The organism is Streptomyces rubradiris (assembly GCF_016860525.1).
Classification (GTDB): domain Bacteria; phylum Actinomycetota; class Actinomycetes; order Streptomycetales; family Streptomycetaceae; genus Streptomyces; species Streptomyces rubradiris.
The window spans coordinates 797,399-817,899 of sequence record NZ_BNEA01000015.1; the positions used below are offsets into that span (position 1 = coordinate 797,399).

Annotated in this window: 10 protein-coding genes; 8 read left to right on the forward strand and 2 right to left on the reverse strand. The window is 68.6% G+C overall.

The features are described from left to right. The first annotated feature begins 9 nt into the window (after positions 1-9). From drmD to Srubr_RS16855, 4 genes are all read left to right on the forward strand, one after another. Positions 10-3,228 carry a DISARM system SNF2-like helicase DrmD gene (drmD, locus tag Srubr_RS16840; RefSeq protein ID WP_189989323.1) on the forward strand — a complete coding sequence of 1,073 codons (3,219 nt, stop codon included), beginning with the start codon at positions 10-12 and terminating at the stop codon, positions 3,226-3,228. Continuing rightward, positions 3,225-7,538, forward strand: a complete 4,314-nt coding sequence (locus tag Srubr_RS16845) for an Eco57I restriction-modification methylase domain-containing protein (protein WP_189989325.1) — start codon at positions 3,225-3,227, stop codon at positions 7,536-7,538. Before drmD ends, Srubr_RS16845 begins: the two co-directional genes overlap by 4 nt. Positions 7,539-7,696: 158 nt before the next feature. Then, complete coding sequence (locus Srubr_RS16850) at positions 7,697-7,840, forward strand: hypothetical protein (protein WP_189989327.1); 144 nt, start codon at positions 7,697-7,699, stop codon at positions 7,838-7,840. 156 nt (positions 7,841-7,996) lie between these two features. Next, positions 7,997-10,165: a hypothetical protein gene (locus Srubr_RS16855; RefSeq protein WP_189989329.1), complete on the forward strand. Its 2,169-nt coding sequence runs from the start codon at positions 7,997-7,999 to the stop codon at positions 10,163-10,165. Here Srubr_RS16855 and Srubr_RS42020 read toward each other — a convergent pair. Both Srubr_RS42020 and Srubr_RS16870 read right to left on the reverse strand, forming a co-directional pair. Next, positions 10,138-10,731: a DUF397 domain-containing protein gene (locus Srubr_RS42020; protein ID WP_373313328.1), complete on the reverse strand. Its 594-nt coding sequence runs from the start codon at positions 10,729-10,731 to the stop codon at positions 10,138-10,140. The genes Srubr_RS16855 and Srubr_RS42020 overlap by 28 nt on opposite strands. A gap of 719 nt (positions 10,732-11,450) precedes the next feature. After that, positions 11,451-11,990 (reverse strand): Uma2 family endonuclease, encoded by a 540-nt coding sequence (locus Srubr_RS16870; RefSeq protein WP_229926391.1) that lies wholly within the window; start codon positions 11,988-11,990, stop codon positions 11,451-11,453. Between the two features lie 134 nt (positions 11,991-12,124). Here Srubr_RS16870 and Srubr_RS16875 point away from each other — a divergent pair, with 134 nt between their 5' ends. The 4 genes from Srubr_RS16875 to drmC all read left to right on the forward strand — a co-directional run bounded on the left by Srubr_RS16875 (position 12,125) and on the right by drmC (position 20,409). Further along, on the forward strand, positions 12,125-13,747 hold the full coding sequence (locus Srubr_RS16875; protein WP_189989333.1) for a hypothetical protein: 1,623 nt from the start codon (positions 12,125-12,127) through the stop codon (positions 13,745-13,747). A gap of 166 nt (positions 13,748-13,913) precedes the next feature. Beyond that, positions 13,914-17,750, forward strand: a complete 3,837-nt coding sequence (gene drmA / locus Srubr_RS16880; protein WP_189989335.1) for a DISARM system helicase DrmA — start codon at positions 13,914-13,916, stop codon at positions 17,748-17,750. Next, a complete protein-coding gene (gene drmB, locus Srubr_RS16885; protein ID WP_189989337.1) occupies positions 17,747-19,648 on the forward strand; it encodes a DUF1998 domain-containing protein in 1,902 nt (633 codons plus the stop codon). Before drmA ends, drmB begins: the two co-directional genes overlap by 4 nt. Then, positions 19,645-20,409 (forward strand): DISARM system phospholipase D-like protein DrmC, encoded by a 765-nt coding sequence (gene drmC, locus Srubr_RS16890; RefSeq protein ID WP_189989340.1) that lies wholly within the window; start codon positions 19,645-19,647, stop codon positions 20,407-20,409. The genes drmB and drmC overlap by 4 nt, the downstream gene beginning before the upstream one ends. Positions 20,410-20,501 lie beyond the last annotated feature (92 nt).

Below are 20,501 nucleotides of genomic sequence, written 5' to 3' on the forward strand. Positions count from 1 at the left end.
GCGGCGGGCATGACGCAGACGGCTCGGCGGGAGCGCGAGGCAGGGGTGGCGGACCAGCTCCCGGAGGAGGGCGAGCTGGTCGAGGTCCGCGGTCAGAGCTGGGTCGTGGCACGGGTCGAGGCAGCCCCCGCCGTCGCCGGCCGGGCCGCGACGCTGGTCCATTTGCAGTCGGTCGCGGACGGCCGCTTCGGGGACACCCTGTCGGTCATATGGGAGGTCGAGCCTGGACGCCGGGTCCTGAACCGCGGCTCGCTGCCCGACACCTCCACCGGCCAGTTCGACCCACCCGGACGTCTCGCCGCGTTCCTCGACGCCGTCCGCTGGTCGGCGGTCGCCTCCGCCGACGTCAGTACGCTCCAGGCCCCCTTCCGCTCCGGTGTGGCCGTCGAGCCGTACCAGCTCGAACCCGTCTCCCGCGCCGTCGGTGCCCCGCGTGTCAACCTGCTGCTCGCCGACGACGTGGGTCTCGGCAAGACTATCGAGGCCGGGCTGGTCGTGCAGGAGCTGCTGCTGCGGGGTCGGGCCCGCAGGGTCATGATCGTCTGTCCAGCCGGACTGACCCTGAAGTGGCGTGACGAGATGCACGACAAGTTCGGCCTCGACTTCACCATCGTCGACTCGGAGCACTGCGCCCGGCTGCGCCGCACCCACGGCACCGCGGCCAACCCCTTCCGCGTCCACCCGCTGACCATCGTCTCGCTGCCCTGGCTGCGGGGCGCGAAGGCGCAGCGCCTCCTGGACGAAGTGGTGCCGGCCCGGGAGGAGACCACGGAGAACGGAGCGCGTCGGCGCCGCTTCTTCGACCTCCTGGTCCTGGATGAGGCCCACCACGTGGCACCTGCCGCGCCGAAGCAGGTGTACGCCGTCGACTCCCAGCAGACCAAGCTGATCCGCCGCCTGGTGCCCCACTTCGAGCACCGCCTCTTCCTCTCGGCCACCCCGCACAACGGCTATCCCGAGTCGTACACCGCACTGCTGGAGCTCATCGACGACCAGAAATTTGCCCGCGGCGTCGAACCCGACAAGCAGTCGCGTGACGAAACGGTCGTCCGGCGCCTCAAGTCCAGCGTCATGAACCCCGACGGCACCCCGCGATTCCGTACCCGCAGAACCCGCGAACTGCCCGTCGAGTACACGGACCAGGAGCGCGAGGTCCACGGCCTGCTCAGCAGTTTCGCCGACCTGCGCAAGCAGCGTATGGCGCCCAAGGCTCGCGGTGGCCGCCGCGCAGCCGACCTGGTCACCCTGCTGCTGAAGAAACGCCTGTTCTCCTCCCCCGCCGCCTTCCTGCACACCGTGCAGGTCTACCTCTCACACCTGGACGACACCAAGGGTCGCCCGCGCTCCGCCGCCGCCGAAGTCCCCAACTGGCTGGACGAGTTCCCGGACCTGGCCGCCGAACTCGACGACCTCGGCCTCGCCGACGCCGAGGACGACGCCCTCACCCGCTCCACCAGCCTGACCCCGCAGGAGGACGGCGAGGAGCTGAAGCTGCTCCAGCAGATGGAGCGCTGGGCCCTCACCCACGAGGCCGCCGCCGACTCCAAGGCCGAGGTGCTGATCCGCGAGCTCAAGGCGATCTGCCGCCCGGACCAGCACTGGACCAACGAGCGTGTCGTGGTCTTCACCGAGTACCGCGACACCCAGAAGTGGCTGTTCAACCTGCTCCAGCAGCACGAGCTCAGCGACGGCGGCCGGGTCGCAGTCCTCCACGGCGGCCTGGGCACCGAGGAGCGCGAGAAGATCCGGCTGGGTTTCCAGGCCCACCCCGCCACCGAGGAGGGCAAGGTCCGCATCCTGCTGGCCACCGACGCCGCCAGCGAGGGCATCGACCTCCAGAACCACTGCCACCGGCTGTTCAACTACGACATCCCCTTCAACCCCAACAAGCTCGAACAGCGCATCGGCCGCATCGACCGCTGGGGCCAGAAGAAGGACCCGGAGATCACCCACTTCATCGGCGCCGGCTGGGAGAAAGCCACGGCCGGCTCCTACGAGGCGGACCTGGAGTTCCTCTCCCGTGTCGCCCGCAAGGTCGCCCGGATGGAAGCGGACCTCGGCTCCGTCAACGCCGTCATCGCCGACGCCGTACAGCGCCGCATGACGGGCGACCAGACCCCCGTGGACATCGAGGACGCCAAGCCGAAGCAGATCGCCGGACGGCGCACCGGCGGCGACATCGCCTCGGAGCAGAATGTCACCGCGCAGGCCAAGCGCCTCGCCGACCAGTACCAGGAGACGGTCGACGCGCTGGGCCTGACCCCGGCCAATATCAAGCGCGTGGTCGACACCGCGCTCGCCCTGGACCACCAGCAGCCGCTCACGCCGTACTACAGCGAGGACTTCGACGGAGGCCTGTACGAGGTCCCGCCCCTGTCCGGCACATGGGAGCGGGCCACGCGCGGCTTGGCCCACCGCCTGCGCCCGACCGAACTGCGTCCGGTCACCTTCGACCCGCAGATCGCCGCTCAGGGCCGCGACGACATCGTCCTCGCCCACCTCAAGCATCCGCTGGTGGCTCTCTCCACAAGACTGCTCACCGCGGCCGTGTGGAACGCGGACAGCGTGGGCCTGCACCGCGTCACGGCGGTCGTCACGGACGACCCGGACATCCAGACGACCCTCGTCTCGGCCTACGCGCGCTACGTACTCGTGGCTTCCGACGGCACCCGCCTGCACGAGGAAATCCTCTACGCGGGAGGCTGGTTCGGCGACACGGGCCGCTTCCGCCGCTGGGACTCGGTCCGCACCCAGGGCGCCGCCCTGGCCCGCGCCCTCACCGACGGCACCGAGGCCTCCGCCCCCCTGCGCCAGGAGATGGTGAACGCCTGGCCCAAACTCAAAGACCCCCTGCACGACTCCCTCACCGCCCGCGCCCGCGAACGCCGCGCCTCCCTGGAGACCGCCCTCGCCAACCGCCGCGGCGAGGAGGAGGCCCGCATCCAGGCCACCCTCGACCGCTTCGAGGCCACCCTGCGCGCCAAACTCAAGGAAGAGGGCGACGACGCCGGCGAGCAGATCGCGCTCTTCGGCACCCGCGAGGTGACCACGGCCGAGCAGCGCCAGTACCGCGAGGACCGGGACCGGTGGGAGGCCCGCATCCGGGAGATCCCCGCCGAACGCGAACGCGAACTCGCCGCCATCGCCGCCCGCTACGAGGAGCCGCGCTCCCACCTCTTCCCCGTCGCCGTCGTCTTCGTGATCCCCACAAAGGAAGCCCGCCGATGAGCCCCCGCCCTGCCGTCTCCCGAGGACTCGCCGCCGCCAAGGCCAAGGCGCTCGACGGCCGAGCCCAGCACCAGGAGTGGCTCGACCTCACCGAGGTCTCCGGCCCCTTCCTCACCATGCCGGTGCTCCTGGAGGCCTGGCCCCAGCTCGACGCCCTCGACAAGGACCAGCGCACCCGTCTGCGAGCCCACCACGCCGACTGGCAGACGGACACGACCGCCCACCGCGATGAGTGGGTGGCGTACGTCCTGCGCTCGCTCCTGGAGTGGGGCGACGCGCTGGTGTTGCGTCAGGGTGAGGCAGAGGACGTACCGGACCTGGTCCTGGACCGCTTCACGGTCGATGTCCCCGAGCACGGAGCCCGCCTGCGCGCGGACTTCGCCCTCGTCGAGCCGGGTACGGACATCGCGGCCGAGCCGGACACAGATTCGGCGGCCGAGCGCGTCCGCGTGCTGGGCATGCTGGTACCGGCGGGCACGGCCCCGACAGCGCGCCCGGCGTGGGGCGACGACTGGTCGGCGAGCCACGCGGACCGCCTGGCCCGCCTCCTGCGCCACCACGGCGTCTCACTCGGCCTGCTCACGGACGGCCGCTGGTGGTGCCTGGTCTGGGCCCCGGTCGGCGGCGTCACAACGACGGCCGTCTTCGACGCCATCGGCTGGAACGAGGCCGCGGAACGCAACGTCGTACGCGCCTTCGTGTCGCTCCTGCGCCGTCGCCGCTTCTTCGAGTACGCCGAGTCCGAGACGCTGGTCGGCCTGCTGAAGAAGAGCCTGGACGCGGGCGACGAGGTCACGGACGCGCTCGGTGTGCAGGTGCGCCAGGCTGTCGAGCTGCTGGTGGACGCGATCGGCCGTGCTGATGCGAGGGCTATGGAGAACGGCGCGCCGGGATTGCGGGCGAGTGGGGTCGAGGCGAGCGAGGTCTACCGAGCTGCGGTCGCGGTGATGATGCGGGTGGTGTTCCTGCTGTTCGCCGAGGAGCGCGGCCTGCTCCCGGCGGACAACGAGGTGTACGCCAAGTCGTACTCCGCACGTTTCCTGCGCGCTGAGCTGAAGGCACGGGCGGACGCGGAAGGCGAGGCGTCACTGGAGCACACGACGGCGGCCTGGCACCGCCTGATCGCCCTGTTCCACGCGGTGCACGGCGGCGTGAAGCACCCGGAACTCGAACTCCCCGCGTACGACGGCTCGATCTTCGACCCGGACAAATACCCCTGGCTGGAGAAGAGTTCGCCTCTCCTCCCCATCGACGACCGCACGGTCCTGCACATGCTCCAGGCAGTGCAGGAGGTCCGCGTCGGCACCGGGCGACAGCGCGAGACGCGCACGCTGAGCTTCCGGGCGCTGAACGTCGAGCAGATCGGTTACGTGTACGAGGGTCTGCTGTCGTACGACGGTGAGCGTGCCGTGGAGACGATGGTTGGCCTGATCGGGCCGGCCGGCATGGAGCACGAGGTTCCGCTGCGGGAGCTGGAGGCGCTGGCGGCGGAGTCGAGGGGCAGCGTGAAGACGCTGGCCAAGAAGATCTACGACAAGTGGAAGGACCCGAAGCCGCCGGCGAGCGTGGCGAAACTGGAGAAGCTGCTGGCGCCCGGGAAGCCGGAGGAAGTCACGGAGGCGCAGCGGCTCCTGCAGGCCGCGTGCAAGGACGCGGACCTCACGGAGCGGCTGGTGCCGTTCTTCGGGGTCCTGCGGCGCGATCTGCGGGACCTGCCGGTGGTGATTCCGGCGGGCGCGCTGTTCGTCACGGAGTCGTCGCTGCGGAAGAACACGGGGACGCACTACACGCCTCGGTCGCTGGCGGAGGAGGTCGTCCGGCATGCGCTGGAGCCGCTGGTGTATGAGCCGGGGCCGCTTCAGACGGCGGATGAGTCGGCTTGGGTGCCGAAGTCCTCGGAACAGATCCTTGAGTTGAAGGTCGCCGACATCGCGATGGGGTCGGCGGCGTTCCTGGTGGCGGCTTGCCGTTATCTAGGCGACCGGTTGATCGAGGCGTGGGCTCGGGAGGGCCGCGAGCAGGCGGTCGCTTATCGGGCCGGGCAGGACGTGGACCAGGTCACGGCGGCGGACGCGGAGTCCGACCCGGTGGTGATCGAGGCCCGGCGTCAGATCATCGAGCACTGCCTGTATGGGGTGGACATCAACCCCATGGCAGTGGAGATGGCAAAGCTGTCGCTGTGGCTGGTGTCGATGGACCCGGAGCGGCCGTTCACGTTTCTGGATGACCGGTTGGTGGCGGGGGATTCGCTGCTGGGTGTCACTTCACTGGAGCAGTTGAAGGCTGTGCACCTGGATGTGGCCAAGGGTGACCTGTTGGGAGCTGCGGCCGACACCGAGAGGCTGGTAAGTGAGGTGGTGGCGTTGCGGCACGCCATCACGGAGAAGGGGGACGGGACACAGGCTCTGGCGGAGAAGCGGGAACTGCTGGAGGAGATCCGGAAGAAGACGGCCAAGCTGCGGCTGGTGGGGGATCTGGTCGTAGGGGCTGCGCTGGCGACATGCGCCTCGGGGCGGGTGCCCTGGTACGAGGAGGAGGGCGGCGAACGGCTTCGGGATCTGTTTCCGGTGGCTGCTCGGGTGGCTCGGGAGGTTGTGCCTGAATCCGTGGCAGAGAATTCGGCGACGGTTCGGGAGGCTCGGGCGCAGGCGCGGGCTTGGCTGGATAGTGAGCTGCCCAACGGTGGGATGCGGCGGATTTCGGTTCATTGGCCATTGGAGTTTGCGGAAGTGTTTACAGAGAGGGGTGGATTTGATGCCTTGGTCGGCAATCCACCCTTCTTGGGGGGAAAGAAGCTCACTGGCGCGCTCGGCGAAGCCTACCGAGAATACATGGTCGACTTTCTCGCTAACAGTAAGCGCGGCAGCGCAGATTTGGTATCCTATTTCACATTGCGCGCACATGACCTGTTGAACCGCAATGGGCAGAGCGGCCTAATCGCAACCAACACCTTGGCGCAAGGAGATACCCGCGAAGTCGGATTGGATCAACTTCACGCCGCCGGGGTTGAGATTCGCCGAGCAGTGAAAAGCGCACCGTGGCCTTCTGCTTCCGCGATGCTTGAATACTGCGCGATCTGGACCAGTTCAGGACTAATGGCGAAAAACGCCAACAGAGTAATTGACGGGACCGTGGTACCGAACGGGATTGCTACGTCGCTGAATCCCGCCACGCGGGAGGCGTCATGGGCGGAGCCCCTGCGCCGCAACAGTCAGCTCTCCCACATCGGCTCGCTAGTGTTGGGGCTTGGTTTTACCTTGCCTGAGACCAGAGCTAAATCCTGGATCAGCGAGGATACCCGGTACTCGGAAGTGCTCTTCCCATACATAAACGGCCAGGACCTAAACAGCCACCCCGAGCATGGAACAGATCGCTGGATCATCAATTTCCACGACTGGCCACTCCACAAAGCCATGGAGTTCCCACTCGCATTCAACCAGGTCGAGGCCCTGGTAAAACCAGAGCGGGATTTGAACAAGAGAAAAGTCTATCGCGAACGCTGGTGGCAATACGGCGAGAAGCAAAAGTCAATGGTTGCTGCTATCGCGCCACTGGACCGCTGCATCGTTATCACCCGCGTGAGCAAGGTGGTTATGCCGGTCATGGTGCCGACTGGGCAGGTCTTCAGCGATGCAACTGTCGTCTTCGCTTCGGATGACTACGCATTTCTGTCCGTTCTCAGCAGCGCTGTCCACTATTGGTGGGCGATCGATCGTGCGTCCACCATGAAGGGAGACCTCCGCTACACACCCACCGACGTTTTCGAGCCATTTATCTACCCACACCTTAACGATCGCCTTCGCACAGCCGGAACTCGCCTGCACAAGCACCGCAGCGAACTCATGATGCGCCGCAACATCGGCCTGACAGGCACGTACAGCCTCTTGCATGACCCCGCCTGTCAGGATGAGGACATTGTTCAACTCCGCAGTATTCACCAGGAGATCGACAAGGCCACCGTCGAGGCCTACGGCTGGCGCGATCTGCTGGACGAGACTGGGTCAACGCCGCCCACAGACCCCACCCACGAGACCTTCCCTCTCGACCACGGCTTCCACGAGACGGACCAGGGCACGCGCTACACCATCGGCCTGCTCGCCCGCACCGAGATCATCGACCGGCTTCGCCAGCTCAACCACCAGGCGTACGCTGATGAGGTCTTCCTCGGGCTGCACAAGAAGCCGAAGAAGTACCCAGACATGCCTCCACCCTCCGAGGAAGCCCAGCGCAAGAAGGCGGAGCAGAAGCAGACCGCGACCGTCGACTTCGAAGACGGCGGCCTCTTCCGGCCCGAGGGCACCATCTTCTGAAGTACGCCATCAGTCAGCTCAGTGCCAGGCCCTGATTGACCGCACATCCGGTTCTCTGCTTGCCGATAGCTGCAGCTATCGGCAAGCAGAGAACCGGCCACCCACCATCGCAGTCGCCACCTGCGACCGCCACACCGAGACCCCCACCGCGAGGCCCCATGTCCCCATCCGACGTCGGCTTCGACCACCGCCTCGTCCAGACCGGCGTCATCGGTCACGCGAACTCCGACCATCCGGTCATCCTGCCGATGGACGCGTACGAGCTGGACCTCTGGCGCAAGGCGCACCCGAGCTACACCTAGTGGTGCGGCATCCAACTCGGCGGATGTGGTGGTGAGCTGAGCGACAAGCGGTACACCGACAAGGTCTGTCACTTCGCCCACCACCCCAGCGCTCCGACCTGCCACCGCACCGCGAACGGCGAATCCAGTGCCGACCACCTGTTCATCAAGCGTGCTGTGCAGCGGCTGCTCGAAAAGGAGAAGGTGCGCGGCACAGTACAGACGAGGAACCTCGGCACCGGACCCGGCGACGCCGTGGACGTGCACCTTCCTGACTCCCGGCGCCGCCTCCGCTTCCAGCTCGCCTCCCTCGACCACCGCGCCTGGCGACGTGCTGTCGACGAACTCGCCGGTGACGCCGACGACCTCGACTGGGTCTTCGGACCTGACACACCCGTCACCCGGGACCTCGCCGGCCGCCACGGCTTCTGCCTGCGCGTGCGAAGCGAGACCGTGGGCGGCGAGCGCCGTGTGCACATCGGGGCCGAGACCCAGGACCGTCAGATCCAATGGACCCCGCTCGACGAGTGCGTGTTGACCCCGAACGGGCTCTCCACACCGGATGTAGAGACGATCCGGTTGCCCCTCCCCCGCCCGAAACCGCCGTCGTTCCCGATCCTCGGCAGCCTGCTCTTCGCACTGGTACCCGAGGCCGAGGTCCCCATCTCCTCCCCCTTCGCCGCCGATGACCGGCACCTCGTCGTCGCGGACGTCAGGCCCACCGACAGCCCCATCGTCCGTGCCCTGCTCTCCCTGCCCGGCGATACGGATCTGCCTCCAGTCGAGCACGTCTACCGCATCCCCGACTCCGCTCGGATGCTCGTCACGGAGGATGGCGGGTGGGCTATCCGGGCCAACCGGTATCTCCGACTCGATGCCCACGAAGCCCAGCGCACCGGACTGTGGACACCGGCTCCGGTCTCCGACACTCCGACCGCCGCACCGGTCCTGTCCCCGCGCAACGCGACGACTACCCCGCAACAAGGCGCCGAGTCCCAGACCCAGGCCCAGCCTTCCGCTCACCAGGACGACGCAGCGCAGCCCCAGGCGTCTACCGCCCTCAACCGGAGCGACCTCATCATGGCGGTGCGTGAAGCTCTCATGCAGTGCGCGTGCGAGGCGACCACAACGACATGGCCGCAGTTGGCGCAGGCCGTCGGGTGTGAACTCGATGACCTCAGCCAACATGAGCGCCGCGATCTCCTTGTCGAGGTCGACACCCCGCTCTGGGGCAACGTCCCGGTCCTGTCCGCTCTCATACGCCAGGGGAGACACCCCCTCCCTTACTTGGACCAGGTGCTTGCCGGCCTTGGAGTAGGGTTCGCTCAGTCTTCGCCCTGGATCCCGGAGTGGGCGTCCGTCGAAGCCGAACGGGCCTTCGCCGCGTACAGTCGGCCGCCGCGGGCCATGCCACCGCGTCTGGACCTGTCTCCAACTCGGAAGCAGCCGTCGCGCTCGCAGGCCGACGGCCAGGCGGTGACAAAGCAGTCGACGAGACGCGGGTCGGGCACTGTCGGGAGCGGTTCCTCGAAAGCTCCCATCAGGGTAATTCCCCCCAGCGAAAGCACGATGGCGCGAGTGCAGACCCTCATTGACGAGTATCGCGAACTCCGCGCTCGGCTGACGCAGTTGGCAGGGAAAAAGAAGAAGGTCGAGAACAAAGTGCTTCTCGATGCAGAGGCATGGCTGTCGTTTCACGGCCGACCAGCGCTAGCGCAGGCTATGCCACAGCAACAGAGAACTCGCCTCGCCTCACTGGCCGGTAACCACGTCACGCACTTGCTTGAGGTCCAGATCAAACTGCTCCGTCGCACGATCAAAGAGGAAGAGATCCTGATCAAGTACGAGCGCCGACGCAATCCACCGAACGAGGAATCACTCTCTGCCGTGCCTGCCACCGGCGCTCCCGTTACCCCCGTGCCGGCCACGTCCTCGACGCCATCCAAGACTTCGGCCAGCAAGGCAGAAGAACGGCTCAGGCGGCAGTTGGTCCGAACGGCGAGCCTCGGGGAGACCATCCCCCTCCTCGATCTGGAAGGCGGTCGCACGCTCCCGGACGACACGCTTCGTCGGATGCTGACGGCAATAGACCGCTCAGTGAGCCCGGACGTCCCCCTGCTCTCTGCCCTCGTCACCGCGCCCGACGGCGGCCCCGTTCTGTTCTTCCGCCGGCTCCTCAGCGACCTCGGCCTCGCTGTCCCGCACTCAAACGAGGTGCTCCTCATGGTCTGGCGCAGGGAACAAGAACGGGCCCATGCGACGTACGCTGACCCGCCGCGTCCCCTGCCGCCTCGCCTCGTGCCGATGGCGCAGGGCGGTCAGCGGGCCGAGGCGCCCCCGACGTAGGGCAGGAAGGCCACCCAGGCTTCCCGAGCGAGGAACAGCTTCGGCCCTCGCTTGTCCTTGGAGTCGCGTACGAGGATCGTCCCGAGCGTCTCGGCGACCTCGATGCAATCGCCTCCGCCCGAGCCGCTGTAACTACTTTTCCGCCACGTCAACCTGCCGTTGCCACCCGTGGCCTGCCCCTTGCTCATGCCGCTCCTGCAAGTTGCTCGAGGATCGTAAGCGAACCGACTCACCGCCTCCGCCTCGATCCCCGCAAAGTCCCCGAAGAACTTGGGTAGTTTGGCCCGGTCCACATCCTCCTGGAGCTCCGCAAGCACCCCGCCCGCCTCAAGAACACGCTCCGCCGCCTCTGTGAACGCGGCCTTCGCCGGTCGGCGACCCTGCTCGATCGAGGCCACCTGCTCGCATGAGTAGCCGACAGCGTCTGCCAGTTCCTGCTGAGTGAGCCCCTTCTTGGTGCGGAAGAGTTTGACCAGCTTGCCGTACGCGATCCAGATGGCCGGGTTGTCCTCGTCTTCGGCCCGCGTCCTGCGTCGCGGGATCACCTGAGCGCCCGAACTCCCCATGACCCCCGTGCTGTGACCGCCACGCGTCCATACCCCCAGTTGCTGAAGTTCCAGCCCCAGTTGAACGCCGCATCCCCGCCCCGGTCACGGGCGGGAACCCGTACAGATCAGTTTCCAGCCCGTACACCGGGACCGAGTACGGCAGTCCGACCTGGTCAGGATATCTGCGCGACGGGACGGTTACCCTATGAAGTCGAAATCTTCCCCACGTTCCGCACCGTCTCCCGCCTCCCCGGCAACCGCCCCTCAACCCAGCACACCCACCACCCCCAGCCCTCAACTCCGCGCCCTCTTCAGCTCCACGCCCCGAGGCGCCCGACTCGCCCGTCTGCTCGTCACTCAGGAACTGGAATCACGGGGCCTGCCGCAGTCCGCTCCCGCCGCACTTGCCCTCGCCACGATCACCGCCCGAACTCGCCGCCAACGCGGCGACCCACGGCCGTACACGCGGCCGCGACTTCGAGGTCCGGCTCTTCGTCACGGCCGACCGGGCCCACGTGGAGGTCAGCGACACCCGCCCCGACCTACTTCCGCCGTCACCGAGCAGCAGGCCCCCGACGGCAACCATCTCCACCGATGCCCCCGCCCACTCAGGCCGCGCCTGCTACTGGTCGAGGCCTTCGCCGATCGCTGGGGGTGCGAGCCGCGCGACGCGTTCGTCAAGACCGTGTGGGCTAGGTGATCCCGTGATCGACACCGCGGGCAGCGCCCCGGCGGCATCATCCCTCTTGCGCGTCCCGCACGGGAAACGTACTCGTGTCGACCTTCACGCGCTCCCCGGTCGCCAGCGTGAAGCTGACCGGCTCGCCGTACGGGATCTCCAGCACCCGCCCGTACCCGGCGGCGTGCGGCTCAGACATCAGCGTGACCGCCTGCTTGAACGGGTCGGCGATCATGTAGACGTCGATGCCGAACCGCCCATACTTCCGGACGTTCCTGACGTAGTCCTTCTCGTCCTCCGGCTCGGACGGGACCTCCACCACGGCCAGCACGTCGACGCAGGAGTAGCTGTTCTTCCGGCGCTCGGCGTCGAAGCCGATGATCGTCAGGTCGGGCGCCGCGTCATTCTCGCCGGGGAAGGTGATGAGCACGTCCCCGAAGACCCGCTCCCGGGCGATGCCCGCAGCCTTGACCGCGTCCTTGACGTCGGAGACGGTCCAGTCCTGCTCCGGGCTCTGCGGCGTCATGATCACCCTCCCGTCGAAGACCTCGACCTTGTACCCCTCGGGGACAGCGCCCCGTTCGATCAGATCGCTCATGACGCTCACGGCAGCTCACCTCCTGGGGGCATTATGACGGGTGGGAGGAGAGTAGCGGGATCTTTCCATCATCCCTCCGTCCACCCCGAAGCCGAGCCTTGTGTGAACTGAGTCAACAGACGTAATGTTCCTTCATGACGCCCCATGGGACCACCTCCACCTTCTACGCCCTGCGCCACGACTGGTTCGACGACCTCGCCGCACACCTGTCGGGCATCCTCCGACGCATCTCCCCCACAATTCACGCCGCCGTCCCGCACGACCTCGGTTCTCATGAGCTGCTCGCCGCCACCGTGCTCGCACGGGCCGCGCAGGCCGACATGGAGCGGCGGGAGATCGCTTTCGTGGCCGGCGACCTGGTGCGCCTCGCCGGGCCTCAAGGGGTGCAGGCCCCTGAGCGTGTTTCGGAGGTGGAGGAGTTGTGGACCGCTCTCCGTCACCCCACCTCCCCGCTGCTCCACTCCTGGTGGCGCGAGCCTCTCGGTGAAGGCCTGCTCGCTCACTGGGCCCGAATGCGGGCCGAGGCGGTGGGCTGGCCGCAGGTGCACAGCGAGTTGCGGGAGCGGTGGTCCCTGGACAGTGACGGCATCTGGCGGCGCGGGCTCGGCCCCGCCGACGGATCGGACGACGGTGACTGGTGCGGGTACTTCGCCTACCTCGACGCACACTCCGGCAGCAGGGAAGCCGCCTTCGCCCGCGTCATCCTGGAGCGCACTCCGGGCCTGGCCGAGGAGATCGACGCTTACGCCTCCGAATGCGCCGACGAACTGACGTATGTTCCCCACCTGGCGCTGATCCACCGGGAACGCGCACTCGCCGAGGCGCTCACCATCGTGATCGAGGGCAACCTGGAGGCCGGAGGCGAGGTCCTCCCTGCCGATCTCGTGGCTTCCTCTCGCTCCCTGCGCGATGCCGGAAGGGCGTATCTGCGCTGGCTGGACGACGAGTTCGTCCCGCGGCTCACTCCGCTGGAGCACGCCCACCTCGACCTCGGCACCGAGGAAGCGGCCCGAGCCGAGGCGTATCTGCGGCAGTACGCGGAGATCTGGTGTGCCCCAGGCGATCCCGCTCTGCCCACGCCCGTCTTCACCGAGGAGGACTATGCGCCGCTGAAACCCGCCGAGCGCCCGCGCGCCCTCGTACCGGAGTGGATGGCCATGGTCGGGCAGGTCTTCTCCGAGGCGGGACAGCTCGGCTGGACCGGGGTGGTGGGCTCGCAGCCGTGGTGGCTGTATGTCGCGGAGGCCGGGATGGAGTCGGCGGCGGCCCTGCGCTTCAAGCACGACGGCCAGGTGCGCATCGGGCACCGTACGCTCGACGACCCCAACGACATGCTGGTCGGGTTCCCCAAGCACGACCCCGATGCGCAGAGCCTCCACATGCGGTTCCGCTACGACGAGGACGACGCGCACGAGATGTGCGAACTGCTGGTGCTCTCGCGGGCCGGACGTGCGCAGTTGGGCTTCCTGATCCAGGACGCGAGCGGCGCCTACCGCATGCTCAGGATGGTGAGCGTGCCGATTCCGCCGGCCCTGCGGACAGCCATGCGGGACAAGGCGGTGCGGAGACTGGATGCGATGACCGGCGGTGAGCCGGGGGCGCTGGGTGCCCTGATCGCGCCGGAACCCGACGGCACCCCACCGTCTCCATCCCCCACCGACAACGCCGCAGCCGGGGCCCCGGCCGATGCCGACTCCCACGACGGCTGGGAGTTCGCCGACGGCACCCTGTTCCCTCGCGAGGACACGCTCTTCTGAGGACTCTACGCTAGTAACTTGTGAACTCAGTCAATACATGAGACTGTGAGAGTCTCATGAGCCATGCTCGGCGGTAGTCTCAACTGCAGCTCCGCCCCGACAGACCGCCCCGCCGGAACCGGTCGCCCGACTCCCCTCGCAAGCACTCGAAAGGGCCCGATCGCTCATGCCGTCCCAGCCCGCCGCCGCAGCCCCCGGTGTGCGCCACCCCATCGAAGGGGTGCCGCAGACGTTCCTCCCCGGCGACTCCTACGACGTACGCGACCACCTGGTGAAGTACATCCGGCGGGACTTGCTCGGGCCCTGGGACGGCGACACGGAGGAGCTGCCCCACCGGTCGGCCGGGCCGCGCGACCGCTACCTCGTCGGCATGCTGGGCCCCCGGCCGGAGAGCAGCGAGACGGCGACCCAGATCGCCCGTAACGCCGCCCAGCAGGCCGATGTCGAGCCGGGCAGTGACGCCGGGACGGAAGAGGGCGCGCTGGAGGACCGGCTCACCCCTCAGGCCTCCGGGCGGATCTGGGCCTCGTCCATGGGGCTGTCGTTCGTCGTTCCGGCGTCGGTCGGTGCGCTGACCGTGCAGGCGGCATGGGGGCGGTACTCGCTGACGAGCGGATTCACCTCCGACGGCCGTCCGGCGCAGGTGTGGGGGCGTGAGCCCGTGGCGCACCCGGTCGGCATCGACGTGACGCGTACCGGAGATCAGAGCCGGATCCTGGAAGGCGACGAGTCCTCCGGTGTCTGCCTCGACGTCCAGGTGCGCGAGCGTGCCGCCGGGCAGGGCGGCGAGGACCTGCGGGTGGTGGAGATCGCGCTCGTCAACCGGCTGCGGGAGAACGACGCCGAGCGCCGGGACACCCAGTGGCTGTTCCAGACGGAGCTCACGGTCACCGCGTTCCCCGACGAGAAGGCAGCCGTTTTCCTCCCGATCGACGATCCGCTGGACCCGGCCTCGGCCGGCGCCTCGGAGGACGTCGAGGAGCGGCGTCTGCGGCTGCTCTACCGGGACAGTCTGCGGCATGCCGTCGGCCGTAACGTGGCTGTGCGGGCGGACGTACGCAAGGGTGAGCGCCGTGCCCACCGGCTGCGCACCACCTGGCTTCCGGAATACGACGTGCCGGCCACGCAGGCACCGACGGCCGCCGAGCAGCCTCTCCTGGACGGCCTTGAGCTGGGGATGGACGAACTCGCCGCGCTGGCCGTTCCCGAGCGGCGCAAGGAGCTCACCGCCACGCTGGCGCCGCTCGCCGAGGGGTACCACACCTGGCTCCAGGAACAGCGGGCCAAGGCCCGGACGCTGCCCGAGGACTTGCGGGTCGCTGCCGAGACCGCCATCGACCAGGCGGCGGAGGTCTGCCACCGCATAGCGTTCGGCATCGACGCGCTCAGCGCGGACCCGAACGCCCTGGAAGCCTTCCGCTTCGCCAACCGGGCCATGGCCCTGCAGCGGCGGAACACCGCCATCGCCGCCCTGCGTGCCGGGCAGGACGGTATGGGCTACCGGCAGGCGTTCGAGCAGGTCCGTGGCGAAGACAAGAAGGCGGCCAGCTGGCGGCCCTTCCAGCTTGCGTTCGTGCTGCTCAACCTCGCCTCGCTCAGCCAGCCCGGCCACCCGCACCGGGGCACCGGACGCGAAGCCCTCGTTGATCTGCTGTTCTTCCCGACCGGTGGCGGCAAGACGGAGGCGTATCTCGGGCTGGCCGCCTACACCTTCGCTCTGCGTCGCCTCCAGGGCGTCGTGGGCAGCGGCAGCGAGGCCCGCGACGGCGGGGCCGGGGTCGGCGTACTCATGCGGTACACGCTGCGGCTTCTGACGGCACAGCAGTTCCAGCGGGCGGCGGCCCTGGTCAGCGCCTGCGAGGTGCTGCGGCGCCAGGAGGTCGTACGGGACCGGCGGTGGGGCGAGACGCCGTTCCGTATCGGCCTGTGGGTGGGAAGCTCGGTTTCGCCCAACTGGTTCTCGGAGGCCCAGGAGCAGATCGCCGGCGCCAAGGAGAGCTCCAGCGACAAGCACGCGCGCGTGATCCAGGTACTGACCTGCCCGTGGTGCGGCGAGGGCCTGTCCGCCCACTCGAACATGGACTACGACGAGGACCGGCGCCGGGTGCTGTTGTACTGCCCGCGCGGCGAGGGCGAGGAGCGGTGCCCCTTCTCCCGGCTCGGGGCGCCCGGTGAGGGTATTCCCGTGCTCACCGTGGACGAGGAGATCTACCGGCTCGCCCCCGCGATGGTGATCGCGACCGTCGACAAGCTGGCCCAGCTGCCGTGGAACGGGTACGCCGGGCTGCTCTTCGGACGCGTGACCGACTGGTGCCCGCGGCACGGCTACCGGCACGACGACCTCGACGAGCGCACCGGCTGCCGTAGCCGGCACACCCGCAGGGGCCAGCGGCTGCCGGCGGTAGCCGCGCAACCCGTCACCCGGCTGCGACCGCCGGACCTGATCATCCAGGACGAGCTGCACCTGATCTCCGGAGCGCTCGGTACCACCGTGGGGCTCTTCGAGGCGGCGGTCGACCAGCTCTGTACCTGGACGTACACGGACGCAGACGGACGCCGGCACGAGGTGGGGCCGAAGATCGTCGCCTCCACGGCGACTACCAAGCGGGCCGCGGACCAGGTCCGCGGGGTGTTCGCCCGGCAGGTGGCAGTCTTCCCGCCGCAGGTGGTGGACGTGGGCGACACGTTCTTCTCCCAGCAGGTCGACGTGACCCGCAGCTCACCCGGCCGCCGCTACCTCGGCGTGTGCGCGCACGGCACACGGCTGAAGGCCGCGGAGATCAGGGTCGCCGAGATCCTGCTGCTCGGTGCCCAGGAGCTCTTCGACACGTACGGCGCCCCGGCGGACCCGTACATGACGCTGGTGGGCTACTTCAACGCCACCCGCGAACTCGCCGGCATGCGGCGCTACATGGACGACGACATCGCCACCCGCGTGCGGATCAACGGCAGCCGCAAGGGCCACGACACGATCGCCGACCGCATCGTCACCAAGTCCGGGATGCTCAACATCCAGGAGCTGACGTCGCGCATCTCGTCGGCCGACATCGGCGCCACGCTCAAGCGGCTTGAGACAGCATTCGATCCGGAAACGGACACCTCCCCGCGGCGTCGGGCGCTGTTCGCGGAGTATGCAGCTGCACGGCGGGAGAAGCGAGAGCCGCGCGTAGCCCTGACTCACATCGAGAAGCGGGCGGTGGACGTCGTCCTCGCCACCTCCATGCTCCAGGTGGGAGTGGACGTGTCGCGGTTCGGTCTGATGCTCGTCGTCGGCCAGCCGAAGAACACCGCCGAGTACATCCAGGCGTCCTCCCGCGTCGGCCGTGACGCCCGCCGCCCCGGCCTGGTCGTCACGCTGTACAACTGGTCCCGGCCCCGGGATCTCGCGCACTTCGAGGACTTCACCCACTACCACGCGACGTTCTACCGCCAGGTCGAGGCTCTGTCGGTCACACCGTTTACCCGGCGCGCCCTCGACCGCGGCACCGCACCGACGTACATCGCGGCACTGCGCCAGGCCGCCTACGAGCACTCACGCAACACCGACGCACACCACGTCGATCTCGACGGCTCCATCGCCGCGCGGGTCGAGGAACGGCTCCTGGAGCGAGCGGACCGGGTCGCGGGCGAGCGTGCCCGGCAGTACCTGTCCGAGCGCATCACCGCGCTGAAGGACTCCTGGGCCGAGCAGCGCGAGCGCGGGGGCGTCCTCGGCTACCGCACGGAGAAGAAGAAGGACATCCTGGTCACCCCGCTGCTGCACCGGGCCGACGGCTCGCGGTGGGACGAACTCACCGTCCCGATGTCGATGCGTGAGACCGAGAACGAACTGAACCTGCTTCTGCCCGGCGGGGGGAACTTCGTGGAGCAGGCCACGCACAGCGGGCCGGACTGGTACTTCACGCCGGCCGGTGACGCCGATGCCGACGCCGCGGCTGCGCCGGTCGACGCCGACGAGTACGGGGACGCCGCGCCCGCGGCGGCCGGAAGGGGACGACGATGACCGAGCGCTACTACCGGCGGGTGGGCGCGGCCCGCCCTAGCCACCTCATGTACACCGCGGGCGTCGGTTCCCTGATCGACCTGCCCAACTTCTCCGTTCTGGTGAAGGGCCTGGACTCCTGGAGCTACACCGGCCTGGCCGGGTACGTCATCGACGAGCCGCGGCTGCGCTCCGCCGTCAACCGAGCCCTTCAGCTCTACGGTTCCGCGCAGGTCAACGAACTGCGCTCCGCCCCCTGGATGGAGGGCGCGGACAACGCCCCCAAGGACTTGGCCGCCCAGGGTGTGGGCGTGCCGGTCACACCCTTCCCACAGTGGCTGCGATGCACGGCCTGCAACCTCCTCGCGCCCATCGACTCCGACGCGTTCGCGTTCGTCAACAACAACCCGCGCGCCCCGCACGAGGCCAAGTTCGTCCACGACTGCAAGCCGGGCAAGCCGCTCGCCGTCGCGGCCCGCTTCACCCTGGTGTGCACGGCGGGGCACCTCGACGAGTTCCCGTACGCGCTGTTCGTCCACCACGGCAGCCCGTGCTCGAAGATGCCCCGGCCACTGCTGCGGATGAAGGACCACGGCGGCAACCAGGCGGCCAACGTCACCCTGGAGTGCGTGGCCTGCGGCGAGCAGCGCAACATCCGGGACGCGATGGGCGAACGCGGACGACGCAACCTGCCCGCCTGCAGAGGACGGCACCCGCACCTCGGCACGTACGAGGACGGCTGTGACCGGGATGCCACTCTTATGGTCGCCGGCGCGTCCAACCAGTGGTTCCCGATGACACTCAGCACTCTCGCGCTGCCACCCGCCAAGGACGCCGACCTCGCCGAACTGGTGGAGGAGCGCTGGGCCGACCTCCAGAACGTCACCTCGCGCGCGATCTTCGACGCCTTCGCCGGCACCCCGGCCTACGCCTACCTCAAGGAATACGACGCGGACGCGCTCATTGCCGCGGTCCAGGCGCACCGTGACCGGCTCGACGGCAAGCCGTCCCAGGAGGCGGCGCCGGCGATGACGACCGCTGACCTGCTGAGCCCCGAATGGGCAGTACTGTCCTCCTCTCCCCTGCCCGACGTCACCGACGACTTCGCGCTGGAGGAGGTGACCGTTCCCGACGCGCTGCAGGACCTCTTCGCCGACGTACGGCAGGTCCAGCGACTGCGTGAGGCACGCGCGCTGATCGGCTTCACCCGCCTCGACGCTCCGGACCCTGAGGCTCCGGAGATCGCCACGCGGGTGCGCCTGGCGCGCACCGCCCAGAACTGGGTGCCCGCGAGCGAGGTCCGCGGGGAGGGGATCTTCCTGCGGGTGCGGGAGGACCTGATGGCCGAGTGGGAGGACCGTATGCGCAAGTCGCCTGCCATGCAGGCGCACCGTGAGGCATTCGCCCGCTTCCGCACCAACCGCAAGTCCGACCGCCTGCAGGGCTCGTTCGACCCGATGCGGGGCTGGCCGGGCGAGCGCTACATAGCGCTGCACTCGCTGTCCCACCTGCTGATCCGGACCATCGCCCTGGAGTGCGGCTACAGTTCGGCAAGCCTCGGTGAACGCATCTACGCCGGAGACGAGGAGAACCCTCACACCGGCATCCTCATCTACACCGCTGTTCCCGACTCCGAAGGCACCCTGGGAGGACTCGTCTCACTGGCCGAGGAACGGGACTTCGAGCGGATCGTCCGCAGAGCGCTGAAGGACGCGGCCCGCTGCTCCTCCGATCCACTGTGCGCCGAGCGGCTCCCCCGTGATCCGGCCGATTACCTGCACGGCGCCGCCTGCCACGTATGCCTGTTCGTGTCCGAGACGACGTGTGAGCGCGGCAACCGCTTCCTCGACCGCCGTTTCCTCGTACCGCTCGGGGATGACACGGACCAGGTGCTGACCCCCATCGGTCTGCGGCCGTGAGCCGCAAGCGGTTCGAGGCGGCGGCGCAGTCCGCCGCCGCCTCACTGGGGGTGGCGCGCACCAAGGATCTGGCCGGGCTGTTCGCACGGGGGAAGGGCGTCGAGTACGCGCTGACGATGCTTCAGGATCCGGGCGCGTGCGAGGCGATCCGCACCATGTACGAGGTCGCGGAACAGGAACACGTGCCGCCCTCCGAGGCCGCCGCGTACCTGCGCGGTTACCTAGCCGGGCAGGCACGGCAGCGGGATGTCGTCGAGATCCGTCCCGTCTGGAGCGGCCCGGCCACTCCCGGAGTACCGGTGCGTCCCACCGCGCGCGTTCTGTCCGAGGTCGTCGGTCGCGCGGAGCAGGAACTGCTCGCCATGACATACGCGGCCCGTCCCTACGCACCGCTCTCGGCCGCGCTCCGCTCGGCGGTGGCCCGGGGGGTCGAGGTCCACGTCGTGGTGGAGACGAGGACCGGCGCCGACGGCCTGCTGCACGGGCCCGAGCCGGCCGAGGCGTTTTCCGATGTCTCGGGCATAGGGCTGTGGCATTGGCCCCCCGAGCAGCGCGACCACCGACCCGCGCGGCAGCACGCGAAACTGGCGGTTGCCGACCGGCGCGTTCTGTGGCTGGGCAGCGCGAACCTCACCGAGTCGGGAGTCCATCGGAACATCGAAGCCGGACTGCTCGTCATCGGGGGAACGGCACCCCAGAGGGCAGCCGAGCATATACGGGACCTGCAACGGCGAGGCGTGCTGCAGCGGTTGAAGATCTGATGTGTGCGCAGGCGGCCTGTCTCAGCCGATAGTCGCATGGAGCACGCGGCGGATACGGTGATCGAGGAAATCGCCGGACCGCTCGGGCGAGG